Below are 22,533 nucleotides of genomic sequence, written 5' to 3'. Positions count from 1 at the left end.
CATTGCAAAACTTCTTGACTGTGTTGCGCGTCACGGCCTATCTTGAAACAACAATGTTGCAAGCAATGCAACTCTAACTTTCATTGGTGGCTTCATGAGTACCCAACAAAACTCACCCGAGGCAGGGATGGTTGCCGCTGACGCCAACGCTCCTGCCGGGGCTGGTGGCGGCATGGACAACGCCGTTGCCAGCAAGGACGTTCGACGCCGGGTGGTCACTGCGAGCTTCATCGGCAACTTTGTCGAATGGTTCGACTACGCGGTGTACGGCTATCTGGCCGCAGTAATTTCCTCAGTGTTCTTCCCTGAGGCCGATCGGCAGACCGCGCTGCTGGCTACCTTCGCCGTCTTTGCCATCTCGTTCTTCGTCCGTCCCCTGGGTGGCTTCTTCTGGGGTCACATCGGCGACAAGCTCGGCCGGCGCAAGGCGCTGTCCCTGTCCATCGTCATCATGTCCGTCTCCACGTTCTGCATCGCCCTCATCCCGGGCTACGGAACCATCGGACTGCTGGCCCCGCTCCTTCTGCTCCTGGTCCGCGTGGTTCAGGGCTTCTCGGCGGCCGGCGAATACGCCGGAGCATCAGCCTTCCTGGTGGAATACGCGCCGGCCAACCGCCGTGGCCTCTATGCCGCCGTCGTGCCCGCCAGTACCGCCGCCGGCCTGCTCCTGGGCTCACTGATCGCAGCGCTCCTCAGCTCGGTGCTCAGCACCGACCAACTGCACGAATGGGGATGGCGGCTGCCGTTCCTGCTGGCCGCCCCCATGGGACTGATCGGCCGCTACATCCGCACCAAGCTGGAGGACACCCCCGCTTTCCGCGCACTGGCCGACCAGGAGGAATCCGCTCCCAAAGCCCCTGCGCTGGACATGTTCCGGACCTATCGCAAACAGCTGCTGATCGCCTGCGGTGCCGTGCTGCTCAACGCCGTCGGTTTCTACGTCATCCTCAGCTACATGCCCACCTACCTGTCCGAGGAACTTGGCTTCGGGCCCACCGAGTCCTTCCTTGCCACCACGATCGCCCTGGCCAGCTATATCGGCTTCATCTTCCTGACCGGCCTCGCCTCGGACCGGTTCGGCCGCAAGCGCATGCTGATCACCGCGTCCGTGCTGTTCATGCTGCTGACTGTTCCCGCTTTTATGCTGCTGGACACGGGCAACTTCCTGGTGATCGTCCTGGTCCAGATCCTGCTGGGCGGCATGCTCACCCTGAATGACGGAACGCTGCCCAGCTTCCTGGCCGAACTGTTCCCCACCAAAGTCCGGTACAGCGGCTTCGCCGTCAGCTTCAACCTCTCCAACGCCCTGTTCGGCGGCACGGCCCCGTTCATGGCCACCCTGCTGATCGGCATGACCCAGAGCAAGCTGGCGCCGGGCTGGTACCTCGTAGCCGCATCCGCCGTGTCGCTCATGGCCGTGCTGTTCGCCACCGAAACCTCGCGCAAGCCCCTCAAGCACCTCTGACCAACCAGAGGGCACCTAACCCATCCGGGTACACAGACCAACCTCACTACGCAAACAACACCAACTGCACCAACAGCAGCTGGCACCCACTAGAAAGGCACCACCCGTGACTATCACTGCCGACAACGCCTCCTCCATCGCCGAACTCGAGCGCCTCAAGGTCCTGCACAACGGCACCAAGGGCAAGCTCACGTTCTCCGACGCAGAGTTCGAGCGCCGCCTTGGCGGCCTCCGCAAGAACATGGCCGCCAAGGAGCTGGACGCGGTTATCCTCACCAGCTACCACGGCATCAAGTACTACTCCGACTTCCTGTACACCACGTTCGGCCGCAACTACGCCCTGGTGGTCACCGCCAACGACTCCGTCACCGTCACCGCCAACATCGACGCCGGCATGCCGTGGCGCACCTCCTACGGCGAGAACATCGTCTACACCGACTGGCGCCGCGACAACTTCTACTTCGGCCTCCAGGAAGCCCTGCGCCAGCGAGGCGTCAAGGCCACCCGGCTGGGCGTCGAGGACGACTTCCTCCCGGGCCTGACCCGCGAAAAGATCGCCGCCGCGTTCCCCGGCGCCCAGCTCCTGGACGTCTCCCAGGACGCCATGCGCCAGCGCATGATCAAGTCCGCCGAGGAAATCGAAGTCATCAAGCACGGCGCCCGCATCGGCGACCTGGGCGGCGAAGCCATCCGCAACGCCATCCGCGAAGGCATCTCCGAGTACGAAGTGGCCCTCATTGGCACCGAGGCCATGGTGCACGAGATCGCCAGGACCTTCCCGGACCGCGAGGTCCGCGACACCTGGGTGTGGTTCCAGTCCGGCATCAACACCGACGGCGCCCACAACTGGGCCACCACCCGCAAGCTGCAGCAGGGCGACATCCTCTCGCTCAACTGCTTCCCCATGACCTCCGGTTACTACACCGCCCTGGAGCGGACCCTCTTCCTGGGCCAGCCGGACGAGCGCTCGCTGGAGCTGTGGAACATCAACGTCGAGGTGCACGAGCGCGGCCTGGAACTGATCAAGCCCGGCGCCGTCTGCAAGGACATCGCCGCCGAGCTCAACGAGATCTACATCAGCCACGGCCTGCTGGCCAACCGCACCTTCGGTTACGGCCACTCCTTCGGCGTCCTGAGCCACTACTACGGCCGCGAAGCCGGCCTGGAGCTGCGCGAGGACATCGACACCGTCCTCGAGCCGGGCATGGTGGTTTCCATGGAGCCCATGATCACGGTGGCGGACGGCCTGCCGGGCGCCGGCGGCTACCGCGAGCACGACATCCTGGTGATCGGCGAGGACAACACGGTGGAAAACATCACCAAGTTCCCGTTCGGCCCGGAACACAACATCGTCCAGGGATAACCATCTGAACAGCCGAAGCGGCGCCGTGCACCACGGCGCCGCTTTCGGTGTCCAGCCGACCATAGGGAAAGATGGTGTCCACCATGACTCCTGCGAAAACCCCAGACAGCAACGGCAGCGGAACCGGCACCAACGGCGGGACGGACGCCAAAGGAGCCTCCGTCGTCGTCAACGCCATCGCCGTCCTGCGCACCTTCACGGCGGAAGAACCCCTGCTGGGCGTCACGGAAATCGCCAACCGCGTGGGCATGCACAAGTCCAGCGTGTCCCGGATCCTGGCCACCTTCGAGCAGGAAAACCTGGTGGAACGCGACCCGGAAACCAAGCGGTTCCGGCTGGGCCTGGGGCTCATCGCCGTCGCCGGACCGCTGCTGGCCGAGATGGAGGAACGCCGCGTTGCCTACCCCGTCCTGCGGCAGCTGACCGAGCAGACCGGCGAAACCAGTGCCCTCATGCTGTGGAACGGTGACGAGGCCATCTGCGTGGAGCAGATCGCGAGCCACCACCAGATCAAGCACACCACCCCCCTGGGCGCCCGCTACCGTGACGCGATGAGCGCCTCGGTCCAGGTGTTCCTGTCCACGCTGCCGGCCGAACGGGTGCGTGAACTGTTGCGCAGCGGAACCATCACCTTTCCGGGACTGGACGACGACGGACTGGCAGCGTACGAAGCCCGGCTCCAGGATGTTGCGCAGCGGGGATGGGCGGGGAACTACGGCGAATCGTCCATGGACGAGGTGGGCGTGGCCGCGCCTGTCCGCGACCACCGCGGCGACGTTGTGGCGGCCGTCCTGATTCCGGCGCCGCGGTTCCGGGTGTCCAAGGAACAGTTCGAGAGTCTGGGGGAGGCCTGCGTCGCCGCCGCCGCCAAGGTGACCACCCGGCTGGGTGGCCGCCCGGGAAGCTGACGCTGCCTGGTCAGGCCCGTGCCGGCAGGGTGCCGGTTTGCTCCGTGACCGCGCTGACCGCGACCACACCGCCCCAGGGGTCGCTGATCACGGCACTCCTGAACCCGGGGGTATCCATGGGTGCCATGACAATGCCGCCGCCCAGGGCAACGGCCCGGTCGGCGGTCCTGTCTGCATCGGTGACCCCGAAGTTCACACTCCAATGTGGAGGAACAGTCACGCCGTCGGTGGGGGTAGCCACGGCCACCAGTTGGTCTTCGAGGAGCCATAGTGAAAACGGGGCGTCCGGCGGCGACGTCAGTTCCCAGTTGAACAATGCCCTGTAGAACTCCTGGGCCTTTCCAAGATCCGGGGTGTGCAGCGAACTCATGGCCCAGCTATTGGGCTGGTCTGCCAGCTCAACGCCGTCATTGACGCCCGCCTGCCGCAGGCAGAACAGCACGCCGGAGGAATCGGCAACCAGTTGCGAACGGGTCCCGGCGCCGATGGCCCCGAGCTGCCGGCCGCCCGCCTGTTCCGCCAGCGCTGAAGCCTTCCCGGCATCGCCCACCCGGATATGGGTCAGCCATCCCGCTGGTGATCCCCGCGGGGCCTGCCCCACGCCGCCTACGGAGCGGCCGTCAAGGCGCGTCAGACAGTACCCGCCCTCGAATCCCGGCACCTGTATCGGATCGTCGAACGTCCAGCCGAACAGTCCGCCATAGAACTCTTTGGCACCCTGGGGGTCCGGTTGCCAGGTGTCGACCCAGCACGGCGCACCCACTAAGGAAGTATTCCGCTTTGCCATCCGCCGCGCCCTTTCCATCCGAGCTGCCCGGACCCGGGGGCCCGGCCACAGGGCAATGCCAGGCAAGCATACGTCCGGAAGCAGTGGCCCGCAGGAGGTCAGGGCAGTCCGGCCATCCTCGCCGCCAGGTGCAGCGCCGCGAGCCGCCCCGTCCCGCGCGGATCCCCTCCGCAGAGCTCGAAAATCCGCTGCAGCCGGTGGTGCATCGACTGCCGCTCCAGGTGCAGTTCGCGCGCCGACTGCGCGGTATTGCAGCCGGAGTCCAGCCATACCTGCAGCGTCTCCAGCAGCTGGGACTGCCGGTGCGCATCATGCTCCAGGACCGCCCGCAACTGCCGGCTCACGAACGCCTCCCTGGACGAGGCATCCAGGCAGGTCAGAGCGAGGCTTTCCACGGCGGCGTCCTGGGCGTCAACCACAACCAGGCCCCGGGACGGGTGCCGCCTGCGCGCGGACGCATTCCGGCGGCGGATCTGCCGTACCTCCAGGGCGCGCCGGGCTTCCGCCAGTGACCAGGCTGCCTCCGCCACCCCGTCTGCCAGCGGCCCCACGGCGATCACGGCATCGTGGTCCCCCTCCAGTCCCTGCAGGGATTCCAGGAGCTGCCGCCGCTCGCCGGCCGTCTCGGTGCACGGCAGGCCGATCATCACCACCAGCTCGGTGTCATCCAGGTACGCGGCACAGGGAATCCGCTGCGAGCTCAGGAAGTTTTCGACGGCGCCGCGCAGCTCCTGCGGTGCCGCCGCGTGGATCGCGGCCACCACGGCGGGGGAGTCCGTGGGGAAGCCGGCGCCGGGGGCCAGCTGCTCGAGGCGCCACTCCGGTGCGGAATTCAGCACGGCGCGCATCAGTTCAGCGCCGGCCAGGGCGTGCAGTCCCGGAGGCGTGTGCTGCAGCAGCGCCAGGCCCAGGATGTCCACTGCGCGCTCGCCCGCCACCTGGGCCAGCGCCGTGTCCGCGACATCCGGCACGTGCACCTCGAGCCGCCCCATGAGGACCCCGCGCACGGGGATGTCCACGGTGATGACCGTTCCCCCGGCCACCGGGTAAAAGCCGCCGTGCCCGCGTGGCCCGGTGCCGTCGTCGTCCGCTGTTCCTTCTCCGGCTTCCGCGTCCACCCCGTTGCTCCAACCCTCCGGCGCCGCGCTGCCCATGGTCACTCCCCACGGGGAGGTGAGCTTCACGGCCGAGCCGGTGATGCCTGCCAGCACGCCCAGGATCTTGTCCAGTGAAGCGCCATGCGCCAGCTCGGCAGCCATGGCGCGCGTGGCGGCATCCGCCTGCTGCAGGTGCCCCACCGACTCGCTGACCAGCATGGAGTTGATGGCCTGCATGACGCCGACGAACGGGACCACCTTGCGCAGTTCCACCACGGGAAGGCCGTATTCCTCAGCCTTCTGCAACATGTCTGCAGGAATTTCCGGCAGTGCACCGCCGGTCTCGATGGCCAGCGCAGCGACGCCGCGCTGCGCCAGCTCACGGACGTAGTCCCCGCGTCTGGCCGGGGTGGCGGTGGCCAGCGTGATCCCACCGCAGAGCAGCAGTTCACCGCCACGGAGCAGGGGAGCGATGTCCAGCACCTCACTGGAGTGGACCCAGCGGACCGGCTGCGCATCAGCCCCCACGCCCTGGGGGTGGACCACGGGATCGGCGGCGGCGAGGGCGGGGTGGGCGAGTATTTCGCCAAGAAACACTGACACGACAGTCCGTAACGTAGTAGGGGGATTTATTCGACACATTGTATCTTGTTGCTTGTGATGGGGGCCACATAGCCTAGTTGGTACTTATCCACCTCACGGAGGCCCCCATGCAAGAAAAGCTTTCTACAGCCACGCACGGCCAACCTGACCAGGCCACGCAGGACCACAGCGCCGTGGACCACGAAGCCTGGCTGCAGCCCATCCCCGAATCAGCACGAACACGCAAGGTATCCGGCCAGTTCTGGATCTGGGCGGGCGCCAACCTGGCACCCATCAACTGGGTGCTGGGGGCACTCGGTATCCAGCTGGGACTCGGACTCGCGGACACCATCACCGTCCTGGTGCTGGGCAACCTGATCGGCATGCTGCTCTTTGGCTGCTTCGTCCTCCTGGGCCAGAAGACCGGAGCCACCGGCATGGTCCTGGCCCGGGCGGCATTCGGACGGCGCGGCAACTACCTGCCGGCCGCCATCCAGGCCCTGCTGGTCATCGGCTGGTGCGCGGTGAACACCTGGATCATCCTGGACCTGGTCATGGCGCTCTTCGGAACCCTTGGCTGGGTTGACCCGGAAGCCCCCAACTACGGCTGGAAGATCGGCGTCGCCACCTTCATCATGGCCCTCCAGGTTGCCATCGCCTGGTTCGGCTACAAGGCCATCGCCGCCTTCGAGAAATGGACCGTGCCGCCCACCATCCTCATCCTGGCCGTCATGTCCGCGGTGGCCTGGTTCGGCATGGACATCAACTGGAGCTACGCCGGTCCCGCCGGCGCCGTCCTGGAAGGCTCTGAGCGGATCGCGGCCATGAGCGCCGTCATGACCGCCATCGGCATTGGCTGGGGCATCACCTGGTTCACCTACGCCGCGGACTACTCCCGGTTCGTCAGCACCAGCGTCCCCAAGAAGAAGGTCTACCTCGCCTCGGTCCTGGGCCAGTTCATCCCCGTGGTGTGGCTCGGCGTCCTGGGCGCCAGCCTTGCCACCAACAGCGGCGAGATCGATCCCGGCAAGCTCATCGTCATGAACTTCGGCGCCATGGCCCTGCCCGTACTGCTCATGGTGCTCCACGGCCCCATCGCCACCAACATCCTGAACATCTACACCTTCTCCGTGGCCACCCAGGCCCTGGACATCTCCATCAGCCGCCGCAAACTCAACCTGTTCGTCGGCGTCTTCTCGCTCGGCGCCGTCGTCTTCTTCATCTTCCAGGAGGACTTCGCAGCGGTACTCGATGCCTGGCTGATCGGCCTGGTGGCCTGGGTGGCCGCCTGGGGCGGAATCATGCTGGTGCACTACTTCTGGCTGGAGAAGCGCTGGCCGGGCGGCACCGACCGTCTGTTCGACGGCGTCGGCACCAAGCGGCTGCCGGTGGTCAACTTCGCCGGCGTCATCTCCCTCCTGGCCGGGATCTTCGCCACGTGGCTGTTCATGTACGGACTGATCCCCATCATGCAGGGCCCCATCGCCGTGGCCCTGGGCGGCTGGGACCTGTCCTGGCTGGCCGGCGGCCTGACCAGCGCCGGGGTGTACGCCATTCTCGGCCCGCGCCAGCACATCCGCTACCTCGCCATCGAGCCGCGCACCACGCAGAAGGTGGACGCCACCCCTGGAGCGACCGCCCCCGAAGCAGGGAGCGTGGAGAGCACGCCCGCCCTTCCCGCCCTCTAAGCTCACCATCCCGTAGAACCTGGCGGGCGCCCACAGCGCCCGCCGAAAGGATTTCCCGTGAACAACCCCGCCATCGCGGACCCCCTGCACCCCATCACCTGGCCCGAAGGCTTCAAGGCTGCAGCTTCCTTCACTTTCGACGTGGACGCCGAATCCTGCACTATCGCCCACGATCCCACCAGCACCCGGCGCATGTCGCTGATGAGCCACCAGTCCTACGGCCCCAAGATCGCGGTGCCCCGGCTCCTGGCCATCCTGGCCCGCCAGGACATCCAGGCCACCTTCTTCATCCCGGGTTTCACGGCCGAGTCCTACCCGGACGTGGTCCGGCAGATTGTTGACGGCGGCCACGAAGTGGCGCACCACGGCTACCTGCACGAACCCATGCAGGGCATCGACGCCGCCACCGAGGCCAGCTACATTGACCGCGGCCTGGAGGCGCTGGCCAAAGTCGCAGGTGTCCGACCTGTGGGCTACCGCGCACCGTGGTGGGAACTGAACTGGCACTCCCCGGGCCTGCTGGCGGACCGCGGCTTCCTCTACGATTCCAGCCTGCTCGACGGCGATGCCCCCTACCGCTTCGCCGTCGCCGCCGATGATCCCCGGGACATCGTTGAGATCCCGGTGGACTGGACCCTGGACGACTGGGAGCAGTACGCCTTCTACCCGGGCGTTACGGGCAGCGGCGTGATCGAGAGCCCGGCCAAGGTCCTGGAAATGTGGACGCTTGAAGCCGAGGCCCACCATTCCCAGGGCAGCTGCTTCGTCCTCACCAACCACCCGTTCATCTCGGGCCGGCCATCCAAGGCCGTGGCGCTGGAGCAGCTCATGGAGCGGGTGAAGGCAATGGACGGCATGTGGGTGACCACCATGGAGAACATTGCCCGGCACACCAAGGCCACGGTCACCGAGGTCCACACCCACGCGCGGATCGAGGTGCCGGTATTCCCGGGCGCGGGTGCACAGTTCAAGCCGGCCGTGGTGCGGCAGGGGGTGCTGGCCTAGCGTCCGTGGGCAAGAAGCGGCCGGCGGCGGGAATTCCCGCCGCCGGCCGCTTTTGGTTGCCCATGGACACCATCCGTTGGTGCTGCCTATGGTGGCCGTGAGGGGCCGGCTGCCGCCGGCCGGAAGGAGCCTTCGATGGATTTTGCGAACAGCGCTGCGGACGGGATCGAGCAGGAGCTGGCCTGGCAGGTCCCGCTCTACGAACAGCTCCACCAGAATCCGGAGCTCGGCCTCGCCGAACACCAGACCTCCGCTGCTGTTGCGGCGAAGCTGGCGGCCTGGGGGTTCGACGTCCGGAACTTTGGCGGCACCGGCGTGGTGGGCGTCCTGGACAACGGACCCGGCCCGGGTGTCCTGGCCCGGGCCGACATGGACGCCCTCCCGGTTACCGAGGCAACCGGAGCACGCTACGCCTCCGCCGTCCCGGGGGTGATGCACGCCTGCGGGCACGATATGCACGTGGTGGCCTTGCTCGGGGCGGCAAAGTACCTGGCAGACCACCGGGATGCCTGGCGGGGAACCTACACCGCCCTGTTCCAGCCGGCAGAGGAGACGGCCGCAGGCTCGCAGGCAATGCTCGACGACGGCCTGGCCGCCGGAATCCCGCGCCCGGACGTCGCGCTGGCCCAGCACGTCATGCCCACCGAGGCAGGAACCATCGGCACCACGCCGGGCCCGGTCCTCTCGGCCGGCGACTCTGTACGGATTACCGTCCACGGCCGCGGCGCCCACGGCTCCATGCCGCACAAGTCCGTGGATCCGGTGGTGCTCGCCGCCTCGATCGTCCTCCGCCTGCAGACCGTGGTGTCCCGCGAAACGATTCCAGGGGAGTTCGCAGTGCTGACTGTTGGCTCGGTGAGCGCCGGAGCCACGGCCAACATCATCCCGGACCGGGCGGAGCTGCTGCTCAACCTCCGCACGTACGACCTTGCCGTCCGGGCCGCCATGGTGGCCGCCATCGAGCGGATAGTACGGGGCGAGTGCGCAGCCGCCGGCTCGCCGCAGGAGCCGGAGTTTGAGTATTACGACCAGTACCCGCTGACCAGCAACGATGCGGAGGCCAACGCCCGGGTTGCTGCTGCCTTCACCAGGGCCTTCGGCATGGACGCTGTCTACCGCACCACGCCGCAGACGGCGTCAGAGGACTTCAGCCGCATCCCTGACGCTTTCGGCATCCCATACGTCTATTGGGTGGTCGGCTCCGTTCCCCCGGAAACCTACCGGCGGGCGGTGGCGAATGGCACGGTGGAGGCCGACATCCCTGCCAACCACTCGCCGTCGTTCCTGCCCGCCGTCGACCCTACCCTCCGCGTGGCCACCCGGGCCCAGGCGGCCGCCGCGCTTGCCTACCTCGGTGTGGACGAAGCCTAGCCGGCCACGGACAGCAGGGACTCCATCTGCGCTGCGGCGTCGCTGCCCGGGGCCGGTGTGTACACCACGAGGTGCAGGTCCGGCCGGTCCGACGGGGACACCTGGTGGTGTTCCAGCTGGAGCACCCCGACCGCCGGATGGTGGAAGAGGCGCTCGCGGGACTCGAAACCCAGGATGTCGTACAGGTCCCAGCCCTGCCGGAACTGCGGGCTTGCTTCCTTGAGCCGTTCCACCTGGTACTGGATGTCCGGATCGCCCAGCCGCTGCCCGGTTTCGGCCCGGAACTCTGCCAGGAACCGCTTGCTGGTGGTGTCCCAGTCCGGCAGCAGGTTCCGGACGCAGGGGTCGGTGAACACGAGCCACAGCAGGTTCCGGTCCGCCGCCGGCACCGTGGCGATGTTGGGGTACAGCGCCGCGTAGGCCCTGTTCCACCCGGCCACGCCCCAGTCCGGAAACAGGGCGAAGGACGGGTTGGGGTCCAGGGCATCCAGGAGGCGCTGGATGTGGGGCGGGGCGGTATCGGCTGCCGGCCCAGCAGGGGCTGCTGAGGCGTAGCCGCCCAGCGACAGGACGTAGCCCAGGCCGGTGCTGGACAGATGCAGTGCGCGGCTGATGGCCTCCAGGACCTGCCGGGACGGGCTGATGTCCCGGCCCTGCTCCAGCCAGGTGTACCAGGTGACGCTGACGCCGGAAAGGAATGCCACCTCCTCGCGGCGGAGCCCACGCTCACGGCTGCGGCCGACGGGCGGCAGGCCGTAGTCGGCCCGCAGCGCCTGGTCGCGCCGGGCCCTCAGGAAGAGGCCAAGTTCTTTGCGGCGGCCGGGATTGTTCATCTCAAAATACTATTACTCTGGTACTCCTACTACTAGTAGCAGCGCTGTCTTCCACCCAGCCCTGCAAGGCAAGAGGATGGTAAGCATGCCTGCACTCCGCTCTAAAACAGTCACCCATGGCCGCAACATGGCCGGCGCCCGCGCACTGCTGCGCGCCTCCGGCGTCGCCAACTCCGATATCGGCAAGCCGATCATTGCCGTGGCCAACTCCTTCACCGAATTCGTCCCGGGGCACACCCACCTGGCCCCGGTGGGCCGGATCGTCTCCGATGCGATCCTCGCCGCCGGCGCCGTGCCGCGGGAGTTCAACACCATCGCCGTGGATGACGGCATCGCCATGGGCCACTCCGGCATGCTCTACTCGCTGCCGTCCCGCGACCTGATCGCCGACTCCGTGGAGTACATGGTCAACGCCCACTGCGCCGACGCCCTGGTGTGCATTTCCAACTGCGACAAGATCACCCCGGGCATGCTCATGGCAGCCCTGCGCCTGAACATCCCCGTAGTCTTCGTCTCCGGCGGCCCCATGGAAGCCGGCCGCGTGACCCTGACCGACGGCTCCGTCCGCTCCCTGGACCTGGTCAACGCGATCGCCGACGCCGTGGATGAGTCCATCTCCGACGCGGACATCAACCTCATCGAAGAGAACGCCTGCCCCACCTGCGGTTCCTGCTCCGGAATGTTCACCGCCAACTCCATGAACTGCCTCACCGAGGCCATCGGCCTCTCCCTGCCGGGCAACGGCTCCGTGCTGGCCACCCACACCGCCCGCAAGGCGCTGTACGAGAAGGCCGGCGCCACCGTCGTCGAGCTGGTGAAGCGCTATTATGACGGCGACGACGACTCCGTGCTGCCCCGCTCCATCGCCACCGCCAAGGCCTTCGACAACGCCATGGCGCTGGACATCTCCATGGGCGGCTCCACCAACACCATCCTGCACCTGCTGGCCGCGGCCCAGGAGGCAGGTGTGGACTACGGCCTGGCCGAGATGGACGCCAAGTCCCGCCAGGTGCCCTGCCTGGCCAAGGTGGCCCCGAACGTGGCCAAGGACAAGACCTACTACATGGAGGATGTGCACCGTGCCGGCGGCATCCCCGCCCTGCTGGGCGAGCTGAACCGCGGCGGCCTCCTGCACAAGGACGTCCACTCCGTGCACTCCGCCGACCTGGACGGCTGGCTGGATGACTGGGACATCCGCGGCGGCAAGGCCACCGACGAGGCGCAGGCCCTGTGGCACGCGGCTCCCGGCGGCGTCCGGTCCTCCACCGCGTTCTCGCAGTCGAACGAGTGGACCTCCCTGGACACCGACGCTGAAGGTGGCTGCATCCGCTCGGTGGAGCACGCCTACTCCAAGGACGGCGGCCTGGCCGTGCTGCGCGGCAACATTGCCGTGGACGGCGCCGTGGTGAAGACCGCCGGCGTGGACGAATCCATCTGGACCTTTTCCGGGCCGGCTGTGGTTTGCGAATCCCAGGACGAAGCCGTGGAGAAGATCCTGAACAAGCAGATCAAGGAAGGCGACGTGGTGGTGATCCGCTACGAAGGCCCCAAGGGTGGTCCGGGCATGCAGGAGATGCTCTACCCCACGTCCTTCCTCAAGGGCCGCGGCCTGGGCAAGAAGTGCGCGCTCATCACGGACGGCCGCTTCTCCGGCGGTACCTCCGGCCTGTCGATCGGCCACATCTCCCCGGAGGCTGCGTCAGGGGGAACCATCGCGCTGGTGGAGGACGGCGACATCGTCAGCATCAACATCTCCCAGCGCTCCATGGAGCTGGAGGTCTCTGACGAAATCCTCGCCGAACGCCGCGAGAAACTGCTGGTCAACGGCGGGTACAAGCCCAAGGACCGGGACCGCCAGGTTTCCGCTGCCCTGCGCGCCTACGCCGCCATGGCCACCTCTGCGGACAAGGGCGCCGTCCGGGACGTGTCCCTCCTGGAGCGCTAACGCCCACACCCGGGCAGGGGAGGAGGCAGGACAGGTCCTGCGGCCCTCCTCTGCCCGGGCACAACGGGCCAAAGGGCCCGTCCTGATGTCCTGCCCCTCCGGTACCCTGTTCACATGGTGCAGGGAGAGGCCGATTTCCGGGCTGAAGGCATCCTGCTCGCCGGGGCAGGACGGGCCATTCTGCTGCAGCTTGCCAACCCCGCGATCGGCCGCGGCGTGGCGGCGCACAGCACGTTCACCCAACGCCCGGTAAACCGTCTCAAGGGCACTCTCACGTACGTCTACGGCATCGTGTACGGAACTGAGGAGCAGGCGAAGGAAGTCCGGCGCAGGGTGAACCACGCGCACGTTCCGGTACGCCGCACGGCGGCCGAACCGTCCGCCGGCTACAACGCCTTCGATCCGGCCCTGCAGCTCTGGGTGGCAGCAACGCTCTATGACACCGCGCTGACCATCGTCGAGAAGATCCGCGGCCCGCTCGGCGACGAGGCGGCCGACGCAATGTACCGTGACTACGCACGGATTGGGACCGCCCTGCAGCTTCCACCGGACATGTGGCCGAAGGACCGGGCGGCGTTCAGACGCTACTGGGATGAGCAGCTTTCAACCCTCCGTGCCGAGGAGGAAGGCGTGCGCGTGGGGCGCGGCCTGCTGTTCCCCAAGCACACCGCACTCTGGTACCGCGCCATCATGCCGTCCGCGAGGTTCCTCACCGCCGGGCTCCTCCCGGAGCAACTGCGGAAGGACTACGGCCTCGCATGGAGCGACCGCCACCAGCACCGCTTCGACCGGACATGGCGCGTCCTTGCGGTGGCCTACCCCATGCTGCCGCTGCGCATCAGGCACTGGTTCAAGGACTACTGCCTGGCAGAACTGGAAAAAGACCTGCGGAAGAGCCCGCACAACATGCAGCGGCAAGGAACCTCTGCATAGGTCCGCGGCAGCCTTGCCCTAAAGGGGGTCTGCCAAAACCGGTTTCAGCAGGGCCCTCGCTAGGCCTCCGTGAGCACGGTTTGATGGAAGGCATGGCCCCAGAAACAACTGTCACCAGCACCCGTGCGCCCCAAGAACCAGGCGTGCAACACCACGCGCACTGGGGAGGCGTCTTCGCGATGTCCCTGTGCGTCTTCGCCCTGATCGCCTCCGAATTCATGCCGGTCAGCCTGCTCACCCCAATGGCCGCCGAACTCCGGGTTTCCGAGGGGATGGTGGGGCAGGGCATCGCGATCTCCGGCCTGTTCGCCGTCGCCACCAGCCTGTCGGTGTCCACGCTGGCCGGCAGCATGAACCGCAAGACCCTGCTGCTGGGCCTGACCACGGTGATGGCTGTCTCCGGTGCGCTGGTCGCCATGGCCCCGGGCTACCTGCTCTTCATGGTGGGCCGTGCCCTCATTGGCGTGGTCATCGGCGGTTTCTGGTCCATGTCCGCAGCCACCGCCATGCGGCTGGTGCCGGCCCACCAGGTGCCGCGCGCCCTGGCGGTCTTCAATGGCGGCAACGCCCTGGCCACCGTGCTGGCTGCGCCGCTGGGCAGCTACCTGGGCTCATTTATCGGGTGGCGTGGAGCGTTCTTCTGCCTGGTTCCCGTGGCGGTGCTCGCCCTGGTCTGGCAGTGGATCAGCCTTCCTTCCATGCCGGTGGAAAAGCGGGCGTCTGGAAACATCCTCGGAATTTTCGCCGCCTTCAAGAGCCCGGCTGTCGCCTGGGGGATGGCCGCCTGCGGCACCTTCTTCATGGGCCAGTTCGTCCTGTTCACCTACGTCCGTCCGTTCCTGGAGCGGGTGACCGGCGTGGAGGTGGCCACTGTGTCGCTCGTACTGCTGGTGATGGGTGTGGCAGGGTTTGCCGGCACCATGCTGATTGGCCGGTTCCTGGGGAAGGGCCTGTACCGGACACTGGTCACCATCCCGGCCCTTATGGCGCTCATCGCCGCCGCCCTGGTCCCCACCGGCGGCTGGCTCGCCGTCGTCATGGTCCTCCTGGGCGTTTGGGGGCTGCTGTCCACGGCCGCCCCGGTGGGGTGGTGGAGCTGGATCGCAGAGGCCATGCCCCATGACGCCGAGGGCGGTGGGGGCCTGATGGTGGCCGTCGTCCAGACCTCGATCGCCGTCGGATCAACGCTGGGTGGCGTCCTGTTCGACTCCGCCGGCCACGGCGGCGCCTTCCTGGTGGCCGCCGCTGTCCTCGCGGTCTCGTCGGTCCTGGCGTTCGTGACGGCACGGATCACACGCCGGAGCGCCTGACCCGCCAACAAACTTTCCAGTCAACCGAACTCACAGGAGGAGAACATGAAGTACACCAAGAGCGGCGGCCAGACAGGAGCCGGACCGAAGGAATGGTTCACCGGCACCGTGCAGATTGACGGCATCCGCAACCCCGATGAACAGTCAGCGGTCGGGTGCGCCCATGTCCGTTTCGCCCCTGGTGCCCGCACCGCCTGGCACCACCACCCCAAGGGCCAGACCCTCTATGTCACGGACGGCATCGGGCTGGTGGCGCGGCGCGGCGGGCAAGTCCAGGAAATCCGTCCCGGCGACGTGGTCTTCATCGAGCCGGGGGAGCAGCACTGGCACGGTGCGACCCCGGAGCGCTTCATGGCCCACGTCGCCATGCAGGAAGCGGACGAAGACGGGCAGGTGGTCACCTGGCTCCAGCATGTCACCGATGAGGAATACGGGGCCTAAGAACCCTTAACGACGGTGGGCGGACGACGGCGGGAAGTCCCGCCGTCGTCCGCCCACTACCTTGCGGGGCAGCTTAGTCCTCGTAGGTGTTCGCGATGTAGACGTCGCACGGGGCGTTGTGCGCCACGCTGTTGGCGACGCTCCCCAGGAGCCGGCCGATGCCGCGCATCCTCCGGTTGCCCACCACGATCACCCGGGCATCCAGCCGGATGGCTTCCTTGATCAGCGAATCCGCCGGCTTGCCGCGGGCGGCGAAGTGGGTGATCTGCACTCCCGGCCGCGATGCGCCCAAGGATTTTGCCACCGTCTCCGAGCTGTCCGCGTTGGAGATCCTCACCTTGTCCGAGCCCACGCCAAAGGTTTCGGCGTTCTCGATCTCAAAGGCGGTCACTACGTGGAGGGACGCTCCCAGTGACTCCGCCAGGTCCAGCGCCACTTCTGCGGCCTTCCGTGCGGACGGGCTGGCATCCACACCTACTACAACTACTCCACTCATCGTTTCGCTCCTTCGTCAGTCCCGGCATACAACGTCCATTGGCCAGTCTAAGGACTACCCGCCCGGAGCCCGCCTAACCGTAGACTCTGCAGGGGGGGTCATGACTGGGTTGATGGGGGAACATGGACGAGCTTTCCAAGCAGGCTGCACAGGATCGGACGGGCCTGCCACCCGTCTATGTGGACGTGCCGGATAAATCAGGAATGCCCGGTGCAAGTACCAGCAGACTCCTGAACACCGGCCTGACCGAGGCTGAGGCAACCGTGGCCGCGGAACCGGCACCGGCCCTCCACCCTTCCAGGAAACAAGAACGCCGGACCACTGTCGTGCGCGCCACCTGGATCCTGGGGTGCATCACCGCGGGAGTGATGCTGGGACTCTACAAGGATGCGGTCCAGGACCGGGATGCCGGACAAGCTGGCTGGGTGTTGACAGCGCTGGCCGTCCTCGTCCCGTGCCTCCTCGTGCTGGGCGCCTACCCGACGTGGAAGAGACGGAAGTTCCTCAAGGACTATAAGCAGCGGCACCAGGCATGGGTGGCCCGTTTCATTGGTAACTGGCCGCTCCGGGAGCGGCTGACCGATGTGGATGCCATCGCCGATGTCTGGCAGCGGGTCAGCACCCGGACCATGGCGGACACTTTGGAAGCAGGCCGGGACACCATCCTGCGCCAAGGGTCCCCGGGGGACCGTCCCGCCAGGCTGTTGGCCGAGGCACTCGCGGCCCTGGACGCCTGGGCGCGGGCACCTTGGTCCGACCCGGCCCTGTACCGTGCGGCCCAGGATGCCGTCGACCGGTTCGGCGAACTGGCAGGCCGACGGCGTGCGGACGCCGTGCCGCCCGCACCGCCGTCGAACCTTCCCTGACAATCACCGCTGCCGGTCAAACCGAGGCGGCGTCCAGTTGCCTGCTGTTCCGGGTTTCGGGCCGCGCCAACCCATAGTGCTCCCGCAGGGTCCGTCCGGTGTACTCGGTGCGGAACAGTCCGCGTTCCTGCAGGATGGGCACCACCTGGTCCACGAACGCCTCCAGCCCGGAGGGGAGCACCGGCGGCATGATGTTGAAGCCGTCCGTGGCCCCGCCGTCGAACCATTCCTGGATGGCATCCGCCACCTGCACGGGCGTGCCGGTGAAGGTGCGGTGCCCGCGGCCGCCGCCAAGCCTGCCGATCAGCTGGCGAACGGTGAGCTGTTCGCGCCGGGCCAGTTGCACGATCAGGGTGTAGCGGCTCTTGGCGCCTTCGATTTCGTCCTCGCTGGGCAGGTTGTCCGGCAGTTGGCGGTCCAGCGGCAGGTCCACGGGGTCCACGCGGAGGGTCCGGGCCAGCTGGATCCGGGCGTATTCGGGCTTGATCAGCCGGTCCAGTTCGCGCTCCAGCTCCAGCGCCTCTTCCTCGGTGGCACCGATCACGGGGACGATGCCCGGGAGGATCTTGATGGTTTCCGGATCCCGGCCGGCAGCCGCGGTGCGGGCCTTCAGGTCGCGGTAGAACTCCTGCGCGTCGGCCAGGGTCTGGTGCGCGGTGAAGACGGCATCCGCGTACCGGGCGGCGAGGTCCTTCCCGTCCTCCGAAGAACCTGCCTGGACGATCAGCGGGTGCCCCTGCGGCGAACGCGGAACATTGAGCGGGCCGCGGACCTTGAAATGCCTGCCCTGATGGTCAATAGTCCGGATCCTGTCCGCATCACCCCACACGCCTCCGGCCTTGTCCGCCAGTACGGCGTCGTCCTGCCAGCTGTCCCACAGCTTCTGGGCCACTTCGATGAATTCCGCGGCGCGCTCGTAGCGGACGGCGTGGGCGGGCTGGTCGTCGACGCCGAAGTTCCGCGCGGCGTCCGGGCCTGCCGTGGTCACCACGTTCCAACCGGCGCGCCCGCCGCTGGCCCAGTCCACCGAGGCGAAGCGGCGGGCCAGGTTGAACGGTTCGTTGTAGGTTGTGGAGGCCGTGGCGATCAACCCGATGCGCTCGGTGGCGCCCGCGATGGCGGTGAGCAGCACCGTGGGCTCCAGCTTGCCGGCGGGGCGGCGGCCCACCTCGCCGAACAGGACAGGGGAGTCGGCGAAGAAGATGGAGTCCAGCTTGCCGCGCTCTGCAGTGCGGGCGAGCTGCTGGTAATGCTCCACCTTGGTTCCCGCATAGGGATCGCTTTCCGGCAGTCGCCACGACGCCTCGTGGTGGCCGGTGCTCATGAGGAAGGCGTTGAGGTGGAGTTGGCGCTGGGATGGGTACTTCGATGTCATGACGTGCTCCTTGCAGGTTGGGTTAGCGGCCGACGGCGGCCGGTTCAGTAGTGCGCGCGGCCTCGACGCCCAGCGCCGTGAGGAGGTCGCGGCGCAGGGATTCGTGCCCCGCGGCATCGGCGGAAGAGCGGATTGCGGGTGGCACCGGGCGGACGGTGGCGATGCGCCCGCGGTCCAGGACCACGATCCGGTCCGCCAGCGCGATGGCCTCGTCCACGTCGTGGGTGACCAGCAGGACGGCTGGCCGGTGGGCCGCCACCAGGTCCTGGAGCAGCCCGTGCATCCTGATCCGGGTCAGGGCGTCCAGCGCGCCGAACGGCTCGTCGGCCAGCAGCAGCTGCGGTTCCCGGACCAGCGACCGGGCCAGCGCCACGCGTTGCTGCTCACCGCCGGAAAGCTGGTGCGGCCACGCCTTTTCACGTCCGGCGAGTCCCACTTCGGCGAGGGCCTTGCGGGCCCGGGCATCGGCGTCGTGCTCCCGGACGCCCAGGGTGACGTTGCCCAGGACCGTGTCCCACGGCAGCAGCCGGGAATCCTGGAAGACCACGGACACGCGGTCCGGAACGCTGATCACGCCGCCGCCGCGGACCTCGTGGTCCAGGCCGGCCAAAGCCCGCAGCAGGGTGCTTTTGCCGCAGCCGCTGGGGCCAAGCAGCGCCACGAATTCGCCGGGCGCGATGTCCAGGTCCACACCGTCCAGGACACTCTTGGTGCCGAAGCTGCGGACCAGCTTTCGCACGGAAACGGCGGACGGTGCTGCTGGTGCAGATGCGGCGGCGGTCAGGCCGCCAGGGTGCGCTGCCATGACAGGGCCTTTCGTTCGATGAAGCGGACAATCCCGTCGGAGAGGAGGCCCAGGATGCCGTAGACGGCCAGGCCCAGGACGATGATGTTGGTCTGGCCGTAGGTGCGCGCGAGCTCCATCATGTAGCCGATGCCGCTGGTGGCGTTGATCTGCTCCACCACCACCAGGGACACCCAGGCGCCGGTGACCGCGAAGCGCAGGCCCAGGAAGAACCCGGGCAGTGCGCCGGGGAGGACCACCTTGCGGATGAAGCCGGCCCGGCTTAGCCCTACGGTCTGGGCGAGTTCCACGAAGCGCAGGTCGATGCCGCGCAGCCCTGCGTGTGTCTGCAGGTAGACGGGAACGAAGACGCCAAGGGTGATGGTGAGGACCTTCATGGTCTCGTCGATGCCGAACCAGAGGATCAGCAGCGGGATCAACGCCAGGCCCGGTATGGCGCGCTTGATCTGCACCGGGCCGTCGATCAGCGCCTCGCCCACCCGGCTCAGTCCGGACAGGAGCGCCAGCACGGCGCCCACCACGATTCCGAAGAACAGCCCCAGGCCTGCGCGCTGGGCCGAGATGGCGAGGTTCTCCTGGAGGCGGCCGTCCGTGATGAGCTCACCGGCGATGGCCACCACGGTCCACGGCTCGGACAGGATCCGCGGGTCAAGCAGCCCTGTGGCGGAAGAGGCGGTCCAGAGCAGGAGCAGGGCCAGCGGGCCCACCCAGGCGAGCCGCCGGCGTCGTCCGGGCCCAAGCCTCTTCCCTGTGGGCCGCACGTCGGGCTGTTCAGCCAGTGCCGGGTCCGGGCGTGCCGCCGCCACGGGACGTTCCAGCACGGCGCTCATGCGGCACCCGTCTTTCCGGCGGAAGCGAAGGCAGTGCCTGCGATGGCTTCGAAGCGGGTGTCGTAGAGGTCGGCCGCCGTCAGCTGCGGCTTCTTCAGTTCACGGGCCAGGAGATCGATGGTTTCCTGGTGCCGGGCAATGGCTTCCGTCCAGGACGTTGGGATGTCCCGCTTGCCGGTGGCGTCGATCAGGTACTGGCCGTCCTCGCGGGACAGGCCCTGGTCCTTGACGTAGTAGCCCTCCAGCCACTCGGCCGGGTGGTCTTCGATCCAGCGCTGGGCCTTGCCCCAGACCTTCACGTAGGTGGCCAGTGCGGCGGCCTTCGCGGGATCCGCCAGGACTTTGGCGGGGGAGTAGAGGAGGCTGGGATCGTCCCGCAGCCCGTGGCGGATGGTGGTCCCGCCGTCGGCCTTGTACTTGGCCAGGTACCGCTTGATCTGGACGCCGCCCAGAGGAGCCGCGTCCACCTGCCTGCTGGCCAGCGCCGTGGCATAGGCATCCCCGGTGCTGGGCAGTTCCACGAGCTTGACGTCCTCCTGCTTGAGCCCGGCCTTGTCCAGGATCCGCAGGACCAACGCGCCCTGGGCCTGGCCGGGGCTGTAGGCAATCTTCCTGCCGCGGAGGTCCTCGAGCCGGGTGATGCCTGCTCCCGGGGCCACGCCGAGTTCATAGATGGGGTGGCCCACGGCGTCCTGCCGGTACCCGGCGGCGATGATGCGGACGTCCAATCCGGTCCAGGTGGCGTGGATGGGCGGGATGTCCGCCACGGAACCGGTGTCCAGCGCATTGGCCCGGAAGGCCTCGGTGGTTTGCGGACCGCCGGAGATGTTGGCGAACTCAACGGTGAAGCCGTCCAGTTCCTTGATCAGGCCGGACAATTCCAGCGCCACCTTGATGCTGGGGTCGCCCACCTTGATGGTGGTGCCGGCAGGGACGCTGGCCGCCAGTGGCTCCAGGGCGCCCTGGCTGATCCGCTCACTGCCGGCCGTTGCCGCTCCGCCGCAGGCTGAGAGCAGCCCGACGGCGGGCACCGCCAGGAGCGCGCCCAAGGCACGGCGGCGGGAAAAGGCGGGGATGCCCAGGGCGGGATTGGGTGGTGATGCTGGGAAGGACATGGTGTTCCTTTCGGGAAGTTTCCGGGTACGACGACGGCGCCCGGGGTGGGTGCCCGGGCGGGCGTAAAGGGGTGGATGGGTCCGCCCGTGCGGCGGGATGATGGTGCTTGAAGAGCTGCGTTTGGGTGTTGTTCCTGAATGCTGCGTTCGGCCTGGCCGGTGCCGTGCAAACACCTAAACATGGCCCGGAGGGTGTTGGCCAGCGTCAAGCAACGCAGGCTAAACGCGGCGAAACGGCGCTACTTATGGCGCCATCCTTGAGACAAAACAGGCAATGCTGCGCCACGAACCGAAACCTGCGTTAAGGGAACCGCAACGGCAGTTCATGTGACTGGACGTGGATTCCGGGCCGCCGGATGGTGCGGCGGGTGCCGCCCCAGGCAGGCTTCTAGCCGCCCACCTTCGCCTGCACCGTTTCCACGATGTTCTCGGTGACGGCCCAGGAGGCCAGGAGCTTGAGGGCTTCCTCGGACGGGCTGCCGGGGGTGGCGGGATAAACGGTGAGGGTATGCCCCGGGTCCTCTTCCAGGCCCAGCACCTGGTAGTTCAGCTCGAGGAGCCCCACCACGGGATGCTGGAAGAACTTGGTGCCCGCGTAGTGGCGGCGGACGTTGTGCGCTGCCCACAGCGTGCGGAATTCGTCGCTGCGCATCGAGAGTTCACCAATGAGTTCGGCAATGCCCTTGTCATGGGGATTGCGGCCGGCCTCCCGTCGCAGGATGGCCACGTTGGTGTTGGCCGCCCGGTCCCAGTCCGTGTAGAAGTTGTGCGCGCGGGGGTCCAGGAAGATGAACCGGGAGTGGTTGGCCGGCCGCGACGGAGTGCGGTACATGTCCGAATACAGGGCATAGCCCAGGGTGTTGGCGGCCACGATGTCCAGGCGGTTGTTGCCGATGAAGGCAGGCGCCTCCGTGATGGCATCCAGCAGGTATTGCAGCTCCGGCCGGACCTTGGACGGGGCGGAGCCGCCGGTACCCGCAGCCCGCTTGCGGCCCGAGGTGTTGGCTGCCCGGGCCAGGTCATAGAGGTGGTCATGCTCTGCGCGGTCCAGTTCCAGGGCACCGGCGATGGCATCCAGGACGCTGTCAGAAACGCCGTGCAGGTTTCCCCGTTCCAGCCGCGTGTAGTAGTCCACGCTGACTCCGGCCAGCCGCGCCACTTCCTCGCGCCGGAGCCCCGGTACACGGCGGCGGCCGCCATAGGGTTCGATGCCGGCCTGCTCGGGGGTAATCCGCCCACGGCGTGAAGACAGGAACTGCCGTACCTCGGCTCGGTTATCCATAGGGAACACGTTACGACGGATGGCAGGACCCTAAGG

The 22,533-nt window shown here is 67.5% G+C and carries 20 protein-coding genes; 11 read left to right on the top strand and 9 right to left on the bottom strand.

Features of this window, described 5'->3' with window-relative positions; all coding sequences use genetic code 11:
* The first annotated feature begins 94 nt into the window (after positions 1 to 94).
* From MRBLMD1_RS16835 to MRBLMD1_RS16825, 3 genes are all read left to right on the top strand, one after another.
* Positions 95 to 1,465: an MFS transporter gene (locus MRBLMD1_RS16835; protein ID WP_374114926.1), complete on the top strand. Its 1,371-nt coding sequence runs from the start codon at positions 95 to 97 to the stop codon at positions 1,463 to 1,465.
* A gap of 106 nt (positions 1,466 to 1,571) precedes the next feature.
* On the top strand, positions 1,572 to 2,828 hold the full coding sequence (locus MRBLMD1_RS16830; protein ID WP_364401682.1) for an aminopeptidase P family protein: 1,257 nt from the start codon (positions 1,572 to 1,574) through the stop codon (positions 2,826 to 2,828).
* Between the two features lie 71 nt (positions 2,829 to 2,899).
* A complete protein-coding gene (locus tag MRBLMD1_RS16825; protein WP_414703708.1) occupies positions 2,900 to 3,736 on the top strand; it encodes an IclR family transcriptional regulator in 837 nt (278 codons plus the stop codon).
* 10 nt (positions 3,737 to 3,746) lie between these two features.
* On the opposite strand, the gene MRBLMD1_RS16820 is transcribed toward MRBLMD1_RS16825, so the two are convergent.
* Both MRBLMD1_RS16820 and MRBLMD1_RS16815 read right to left on the bottom strand, forming a co-directional pair.
* Complete coding sequence (locus MRBLMD1_RS16820; RefSeq protein ID WP_364401679.1) at positions 3,747 to 4,499, bottom strand: VOC family protein; 753 nt, start codon at positions 4,497 to 4,499, stop codon at positions 3,747 to 3,749.
* A gap of 122 nt (positions 4,500 to 4,621) precedes the next feature.
* Positions 4,622 to 6,223, bottom strand: a complete 1,602-nt coding sequence (locus MRBLMD1_RS16815; RefSeq protein ID WP_364401676.1) for a PucR family transcriptional regulator — start codon at positions 6,221 to 6,223, stop codon at positions 4,622 to 4,624.
* Between the two features lie 107 nt (positions 6,224 to 6,330).
* Between MRBLMD1_RS16815 and MRBLMD1_RS16810 the strand changes: the two genes are divergently transcribed.
* The 3 genes from MRBLMD1_RS16810 (at position 6,331) to MRBLMD1_RS16800 (ending at position 10,266) form a co-directional block, all read left to right on the top strand.
* The gene (locus tag MRBLMD1_RS16810; RefSeq protein WP_364401674.1) at positions 6,331 to 7,890 is read left to right on the top strand and encodes a purine-cytosine permease family protein; all 1,560 of its coding nucleotides are present in this window, start codon (positions 6,331 to 6,333) and stop codon (positions 7,888 to 7,890) included.
* A gap of 57 nt (positions 7,891 to 7,947) precedes the next feature.
* Positions 7,948 to 8,895: a polysaccharide deacetylase family protein gene (locus tag MRBLMD1_RS16805; RefSeq protein WP_364401671.1), complete on the top strand. Its 948-nt coding sequence runs from the start codon at positions 7,948 to 7,950 to the stop codon at positions 8,893 to 8,895.
* 135 nt (positions 8,896 to 9,030) lie between these two features.
* Positions 9,031 to 10,266 (top strand): amidohydrolase, encoded by a 1,236-nt coding sequence (locus tag MRBLMD1_RS16800; protein WP_364401668.1) that lies wholly within the window; start codon positions 9,031 to 9,033, stop codon positions 10,264 to 10,266.
* Here MRBLMD1_RS16800 and MRBLMD1_RS16795 read toward each other — a convergent pair.
* A complete protein-coding gene (locus MRBLMD1_RS16795; RefSeq protein WP_364401664.1) occupies positions 10,263 to 11,099 on the bottom strand; it encodes a helix-turn-helix transcriptional regulator in 837 nt (278 codons plus the stop codon). The genes MRBLMD1_RS16800 and MRBLMD1_RS16795 overlap by 4 nt on opposite strands.
* A gap of 85 nt (positions 11,100 to 11,184) precedes the next feature.
* Between MRBLMD1_RS16795 and ilvD the strand changes: the two genes are divergently transcribed.
* The 4 genes from ilvD (at position 11,185) to MRBLMD1_RS16775 (ending at position 15,728) form a co-directional block, all read left to right on the top strand.
* A complete protein-coding gene (gene ilvD, locus MRBLMD1_RS16790) occupies positions 11,185 to 13,044 on the top strand; it encodes a dihydroxy-acid dehydratase (protein WP_364401661.1) in 1,860 nt (619 codons plus the stop codon).
* 114 nt (positions 13,045 to 13,158) lie between these two features.
* The gene (locus tag MRBLMD1_RS16785; protein WP_159630516.1) at positions 13,159 to 13,977 is read left to right on the top strand and encodes an oxygenase MpaB family protein; all 819 of its coding nucleotides are present in this window, start codon (positions 13,159 to 13,161) and stop codon (positions 13,975 to 13,977) included.
* A 143-nt stretch (positions 13,978 to 14,120) separates the two neighbouring features.
* Complete coding sequence (locus tag MRBLMD1_RS16780; RefSeq protein WP_364401658.1) at positions 14,121 to 15,287, top strand: MFS transporter; 1,167 nt, start codon at positions 14,121 to 14,123, stop codon at positions 15,285 to 15,287.
* A gap of 45 nt (positions 15,288 to 15,332) precedes the next feature.
* Positions 15,333 to 15,728, top strand: a complete 396-nt coding sequence (locus tag MRBLMD1_RS16775) for a (R)-mandelonitrile lyase (RefSeq protein ID WP_364401655.1) — start codon at positions 15,333 to 15,335, stop codon at positions 15,726 to 15,728.
* A gap of 73 nt (positions 15,729 to 15,801) precedes the next feature.
* Here the strand turns inward: MRBLMD1_RS16775 and MRBLMD1_RS16770 are convergent, their stop codons facing one another.
* Positions 15,802 to 16,224, bottom strand: a complete 423-nt coding sequence (locus MRBLMD1_RS16770; RefSeq protein ID WP_159630522.1) for a universal stress protein — start codon at positions 16,222 to 16,224, stop codon at positions 15,802 to 15,804.
* Between the two features lie 203 nt (positions 16,225 to 16,427).
* Here MRBLMD1_RS16770 and MRBLMD1_RS16765 point away from each other — a divergent pair, with 203 nt between their 5' ends.
* The gene (locus MRBLMD1_RS16765) at positions 16,428 to 17,090 is read left to right on the top strand and encodes a hypothetical protein (RefSeq protein WP_159630524.1); all 663 of its coding nucleotides are present in this window, start codon (positions 16,428 to 16,430) and stop codon (positions 17,088 to 17,090) included.
* Positions 17,091 to 17,106: 16 nt separating this feature from the next.
* On the opposite strand, the gene MRBLMD1_RS16760 is transcribed toward MRBLMD1_RS16765, so the two are convergent.
* From MRBLMD1_RS16760 to MRBLMD1_RS16740, 5 genes are all read right to left on the bottom strand, one after another.
* A complete protein-coding gene (locus MRBLMD1_RS16760) occupies positions 17,107 to 18,465 on the bottom strand; it encodes an LLM class flavin-dependent oxidoreductase (RefSeq protein ID WP_364401650.1) in 1,359 nt (452 codons plus the stop codon).
* A 22-nt stretch (positions 18,466 to 18,487) separates the two neighbouring features.
* Entirely contained in the window at positions 18,488 to 19,270 is a 783-nt protein-coding gene (locus MRBLMD1_RS16755) for an ABC transporter ATP-binding protein (protein WP_159630528.1), read from the bottom strand.
* A complete protein-coding gene (locus MRBLMD1_RS16750) occupies positions 19,246 to 20,100 on the bottom strand; it encodes an ABC transporter permease (protein WP_364401647.1) in 855 nt (284 codons plus the stop codon). Before MRBLMD1_RS16750 ends, MRBLMD1_RS16755 begins: the two co-directional genes overlap by 25 nt.
* The gene (locus tag MRBLMD1_RS16745; RefSeq protein WP_364401644.1) at positions 20,097 to 21,215 is read right to left on the bottom strand and encodes an ABC transporter substrate-binding protein; all 1,119 of its coding nucleotides are present in this window, start codon (positions 21,213 to 21,215) and stop codon (positions 20,097 to 20,099) included. Before MRBLMD1_RS16745 ends, MRBLMD1_RS16750 begins: the two co-directional genes overlap by 4 nt.
* Before the next feature lie 388 nt (positions 21,216 to 21,603).
* Complete coding sequence (locus MRBLMD1_RS16740; protein ID WP_159630535.1) at positions 21,604 to 22,497, bottom strand: helix-turn-helix transcriptional regulator; 894 nt, start codon at positions 22,495 to 22,497, stop codon at positions 21,604 to 21,606.
* Positions 22,498 to 22,533: the final 36 nt, after the last annotated feature.

The organism is Pseudarthrobacter sp. LMD1-1-1.1 (assembly GCF_040676255.1).
Taxonomy (GTDB): Bacteria; Actinomycetota; Actinomycetes; order Actinomycetales; family Micrococcaceae; genus Arthrobacter.
The sequence above is the reverse complement of the archived record's forward strand: the minus strand, read 5'-3'. Positions and strand labels throughout refer to the sequence as shown.

What these genes read in the sequence shown, in the direction of transcription:
- MRBLMD1_RS16835 (WP_374114926.1), top strand. Translation starts at nt 95, where the DNA reads ATGAGTACCCAACAAAACTCACCCGAGGCAGGGATGGTTGCCGCTGAC.
- MRBLMD1_RS16825 (WP_414703708.1), top strand. Translation starts at nt 2,900, where the DNA reads ATGGTGTCCACCATGACTCCTGCGAAAACCCCAGACAGCAACGGCAGC.
- MRBLMD1_RS16810 (WP_364401674.1), top strand. Translation starts at nt 6,331, where the DNA reads ATGCAAGAAAAGCTTTCTACAGCCACGCACGGCCAACCTGACCAGGCC.
- MRBLMD1_RS16800 (WP_364401668.1), top strand. Translation starts at nt 9,031, where the DNA reads ATGGATTTTGCGAACAGCGCTGCGGACGGGATCGAGCAGGAGCTGGCC.
- MRBLMD1_RS16795 (WP_364401664.1), bottom strand. Translation starts at nt 11,099, where the DNA reads ATGAACAATCCCGGCCGCCGCAAAGAACTTGGCCTCTTCCTGAGGGCC.
- ilvD (WP_364401661.1), top strand. Translation starts at nt 11,185, where the DNA reads ATGCCTGCACTCCGCTCTAAAACAGTCACCCATGGCCGCAACATGGCC.
- MRBLMD1_RS16785 (WP_159630516.1), top strand. Translation starts at nt 13,159, where the DNA reads ATGGTGCAGGGAGAGGCCGATTTCCGGGCTGAAGGCATCCTGCTCGCC.
- MRBLMD1_RS16775 (WP_364401655.1), top strand. Translation starts at nt 15,333, where the DNA reads ATGAAGTACACCAAGAGCGGCGGCCAGACAGGAGCCGGACCGAAGGAA.
- MRBLMD1_RS16770 (WP_159630522.1), bottom strand. Translation starts at nt 16,224, where the DNA reads ATGAGTGGAGTAGTTGTAGTAGGTGTGGATGCCAGCCCGTCCGCACGG.
- MRBLMD1_RS16765 (WP_159630524.1), top strand. Translation starts at nt 16,428, where the DNA reads ATGCCCGGTGCAAGTACCAGCAGACTCCTGAACACCGGCCTGACCGAG.
- MRBLMD1_RS16760 (WP_364401650.1), bottom strand. Translation starts at nt 18,465, where the DNA reads ATGACATCGAAGTACCCATCCCAGCGCCAACTCCACCTCAACGCCTTC.
- MRBLMD1_RS16755 (WP_159630528.1), bottom strand. Translation starts at nt 19,270, where the DNA reads ATGGCAGCGCACCCTGGCGGCCTGACCGCCGCCGCATCTGCACCAGCA.
- MRBLMD1_RS16750 (WP_364401647.1), bottom strand. Translation starts at nt 20,100, where the DNA reads ATGAGCGCCGTGCTGGAACGTCCCGTGGCGGCGGCACGCCCGGACCCG.
- MRBLMD1_RS16745 (WP_364401644.1), bottom strand. Translation starts at nt 21,215, where the DNA reads ATGTCCTTCCCAGCATCACCACCCAATCCCGCCCTGGGCATCCCCGCC.
- MRBLMD1_RS16740 (WP_159630535.1), bottom strand. Translation starts at nt 22,497, where the DNA reads ATGGATAACCGAGCCGAGGTACGGCAGTTCCTGTCTTCACGCCGTGGG.